Genomic DNA, 2,536 nt, shown 5'->3' on the forward strand with positions numbered 1-2,536 from the left:
CACCTGCCCTGGACGCCGGCCTGCTGGCTGCGGCCCAGGCTGTGGAGCACTACGAAATCTCACGCTATGGCACACTGAAGACCTGGGCCTCCGAACTCGGGCTCGATGAAGCGGTTTCTCTCCTCAATTTGACGCTTGGAGAGGAAAAAGCGACCGACGAGGCGCTGACACAACTCGCTGAATCGGCTGTCAACATGGCGGCCGAAAACGTGTAGTAGCCCCACCAGGCGAAGACTGGCCCGTCGCTACGCGAATCTCACGGGAGGTATCAATGGGATATCCAGGTACGCTCGTTTCAAGACTACTCGGCAAGAAGCCCGGCCTCGCTGGCAACGGCGATATGCGCAAGTCGACTGGCGCGGGTCCTGCAATAGCAGCGCATTCGAAAGACGCGAAGACAACGGCGCCGACCGGCCAGAACCGATCGGCGGCAGCAAAAGAAAAATGACCGACGCCGTAGGAGCGTAGTCACTGGACAGCCAACAATGCGCCCATTTCCGGTCAACCCTTTGAAGCAGGCGGTTCGGTCCTGTCCAGACTGACCCCGTCAGGTTGACTCGCAAGGCTTGCAACCATTAAAATAACAGTGTCATCAGTACAAACATCGACAAACGGTCTAAATTGTTAATGGAACGTATGTTATATTTCCTTCCTCGCTAATTCCACCGATGCGCAATATTATGCCCTGCAGAAGACCCACTGAATGAATTACGCAGGTCCAAAGGATCGTAATTAAACCTCTAATAGGCCATTCCAGATTTCGAATGCAGTTCAGCTCGGGAAGGAGGGTGGCAAAACCCAATCCCGGAGGCGTCTGGACCTTTAGACCAATGCCATCGGTAGGTAGCGGATGATGATCTCGTCCTGCCGGAAACGGCGCTCCAACTCCGCTCGGCGCCTTCGCCAATCGGGCAGATCGACTTCTTCCGTCATCACCTCGAAGATGACAATCTCGTCCATGTCGGACTCTTTTCCCTCCCTCCATACCCCTTCCGCGGGCGTCCGAAAATACGCGGTGACACCTTTGAACGTATTGGCGAGTTCGTCCTTCACACGATCGAAGTCTTCCTTGGCGAAGGGCTCACCCGCGTTGTCGGAACGAGGAAGCAGGATCTGGACAAGGTGCATGCGGCCGCCTCCAAGCTCTTCCAACGGCGGCGACCAGCATCATGTTCCATCGGCTGACGCTGCGGGCAAAGGCGCAAATGTGAACCAGGCTGACGGGAGTTCCTGCATTCCGTGACTCCAGATGGGAATCCTGGCCTTGCGTGAAAGTGTGCCACGCGCAGCCAATCCGTGACACCGCCGCAGTTGGCGGCGTGTGGTTGGATGTAGGCGAGCCTCGACCAAGCAAAGGGGCGTGCCTGACTCCTCGATGACAGGCAGGTTTTCTCCCATTGCCAAAGGCCGACAGGTTGCCTTGGCAATGCTGGCGCAACGTTCATAGGTGCCGGCACAATGGGCAGGGATCAGTCAGCCCGTCAACTGCCTGTTTTGGCTACGTTTATTCCTTCTCGCCGGGTGTCGTTTGCATCACAATACACGTATGACAGTAGGTACCACGATCTCGGCCGCGGATTTTGCGCCGGCGACACGGACAGACGGCAACCTTGCATCGGCGCACGCGGCTGCGCAATTTTTTGCAGAAGCAGGAACATAGCTGCATCGCCCAAGTTAAATAGCGACGGCATTGGACCACGGACTCATTTTCGCATTTTCCAGGCTGCCAGAATGCTCCGGGGTTCTTTGATGCTCGAACGAATGGGCAGGACAATGTATCGCTGTCGGCGTTTGCTATCAGCCTTTGGTCTGGTGTTGTTGACGAGTGGCCTGTTCCCACAGGGCCAAGCCATGGCACAGGCGCCCTGCCCGGCCGACCACGATAAGCTGCTCGCCGCACTCAAGGCCAATGTGAAAGCAAGCGGCGGACCTGCCAACGGAGGCTTTGAGACCAATGAATGGGCCGCTGTCGTTGCTCGCGACGGCGCGGTGTGCGCGATCGCTTTCAGCGGTCCCACCGCCGATTCGCAATGGCCAGGCAGTCGCCTCGTCGCGGCGGAGAAGGCCAATACAGCCAATGGGCTCAGCCTGGCGCAAATGGCCCTATCGACGGCCAATCTCTACGCGGGGACGCAGCCGGGCGGGCCGCTTTTCGGCTTGCAGGAGACCAACCCGGTCAACCAGGCCGCAGCCTATGCGGGCGATCCCAAAACGTTTGGAAGTGCCAGCGATCCTCTCGTCGGCAAGCCAATCGGAGGCGTCGTCGTGTTTGGCGGCGGGCTTGCCCTCTATGACGGCAAGAGCATCGTCGGAGGCCTCGGGGTCTCAGGAGATTCCTCATGCGCCGATCACAATGTCGCCTGGCGTGTTCGCGCGGCGCTTGGCCTCGACAAGGTTCCCGCCGGGGTCAATCCCAATCGCAAGGACGCCATCGTCTACGATGTCGATCCCGGCGGCAAAAGCGCCTCGGGCTGGGGCCATCCGCTTTGTGCCGGCACCGAGGCTGACATCGCGGCGGAGCGCGGCGCCGGCGTGG

At 59.1% G+C, this 2,536-nt stretch carries 3 protein-coding genes; 2 read left to right on the plus strand and 1 reads right to left on the minus strand.

Translation table 11 applies throughout. From position 1 onward, the window contains the following. Positions 1-215: DUF892 family protein (locus tag EN991_RS31905; protein ID WP_164769518.1), on the plus strand; the 215-nt coding region annotated here is incomplete at its 5' end. A 607-nt stretch (positions 216-822) separates the two neighbouring features. On the opposite strand, the gene EN991_RS31910 is transcribed toward EN991_RS31905, so the two are convergent. Beyond that, the gene (locus EN991_RS31910; protein ID WP_024504611.1) at positions 823-1,128 is read right to left on the minus strand and encodes a hypothetical protein; all 306 of its coding nucleotides are present in this window, start codon (positions 1,126-1,128) and stop codon (positions 823-825) included. Between the two features lie 723 nt (positions 1,129-1,851). Here EN991_RS31910 and EN991_RS31920 point away from each other — a divergent pair. After that, positions 1,852-2,536 (plus strand): heme-binding protein (locus EN991_RS31920; protein WP_127370245.1); only part of this gene is annotated, 685 nt, incomplete at its 3' end.

This window comes from Mesorhizobium sp. M7A.F.Ca.US.005.03.2.1 (assembly GCF_003997795.1).
Classification (GTDB): domain Bacteria; phylum Pseudomonadota; class Alphaproteobacteria; order Rhizobiales; family Rhizobiaceae; genus Mesorhizobium; species Mesorhizobium ciceri.